1 protein-coding gene is annotated in these 1,236 nt (G+C 69.6%); it reads left to right on the top strand.

Annotated elements, in window-relative coordinates; genetic code table 11:
* The first annotated feature begins 98 nt into the window (after positions 1–98).
* Positions 99–1,220, top strand: a complete 1,122-nt coding sequence (locus ABZ194_RS30375) for an IS630 family transposase (protein WP_355600446.1) — start codon at positions 99–101, stop codon at positions 1,218–1,220.
* The last annotated feature ends 16 nt before the right edge of the window (positions 1,221–1,236 follow it).

Here is a 1,236-nt window from a genome sequence, read left to right as displayed (position 1 = left end):
CTAGTGCTGTGACCGGAAACGATCACCGGGTTGACGTGTAGAGCGCTGCTGCCAGTTGGATGGTGCTGATCACGTTCGATCAGCGCTCGGGAGGCAGAGTGAGGCAACCGGTCAAGGTCCGCAGGCTCACCGGCCAAGAAGGGCAGAAGCTGCAGCGGATCGTGCGGCGCGGCACCACCAGCACGGTCCGCTACCGGCGGGCGATGATCCTGCTGGCCTCAGCCGGCGGCAACACCGTGCCGGTCATCGCCCGCCTGGTCGCCGCCGATGAGGACACCGTGCGCGATGTCATTCACCGCTTCAACGAGATCGGCCTGGCCTGCCTGGACCCTCAGTGGGCGGGAGGCCGTCCCCGCCTGCTGAGTCCTGACGACGAGCGGTTCATCGCGCAGACGGCCACCACGCGCCCCGCCAAGCTCGGCCGGCCCTTCACCCGCTGGTCCATCCGCAAACTCCTCGACTACCTGCACCGGCTGCCCGATCGCAGCCTCACCCTGGGCCGGGAGGCGCTGCGCACCCTGCTGGCCCGCCACGGCATCACCTTCCAGCGCACCAAGACATGGAAGGAGTCCCCCGGCCTCGACTTCGACGCCAAGCTGGAGGAGATCGAGTACGCCTTGACGCACCGGTCTGAGCGCACCTTCGCCTTCGACGAGTTCGGCCCGCTCGGCATCCGCCCCACCGCCGGCACGGGCTGGGCACCCGCGGGCGAGCCGGACCGGCTGCCGGCCACCTACCGCCGCACCCAGGGCGTCACCTACTTCCACGGCTGCTACTCGGTCGGCGATGACCTGCTGTGGGGCGTCAACCGAGCCCGCAAGGGCATCGCCCCCACCTGGGCCGCGCTGAAATCGATCCGCGCCGCCCGCCCGGACGGCGCCCCGATCTATGTGATCCTGGACAACCTGTCGGCCCACAAGAACTGGCGCATCCGCGCCTGGGCGAAGAAGAACAAGGTCAGGCTGCTGTTCACCCCGACCTACGCCTCCTGGGCCAATCCGATCGAGGCGCACTTCGGCCCCTTGCGCCAGTTCACCCTGGCCAACTCCGACCACCCCAACCACACGGTCCAGACCCGGGCGCTGCATGCCTACCTGCGCTGGCGCAACGCCCATGCCCGCCATCCCGACGTGCTGGCCGCCCAGCGCCGCGAACGCGCCCGTGTCCGAAGTGAGAAGGGCATCCGCTGGGGCGGCAGGCCCCTCGCACCGGCAGCTTGAGACGCTCACCCAACCC

It is taken from the genome of Streptosporangium sp. NPDC006007 (assembly GCF_040614315.1).
GTDB lineage: Bacteria > Actinomycetota > Actinomycetes > Streptosporangiales > Streptosporangiaceae > Streptosporangium.
Note: the sequence above shows the minus strand (reverse complement) of the source record. Positions and strands in the feature narration are given on the sequence as shown.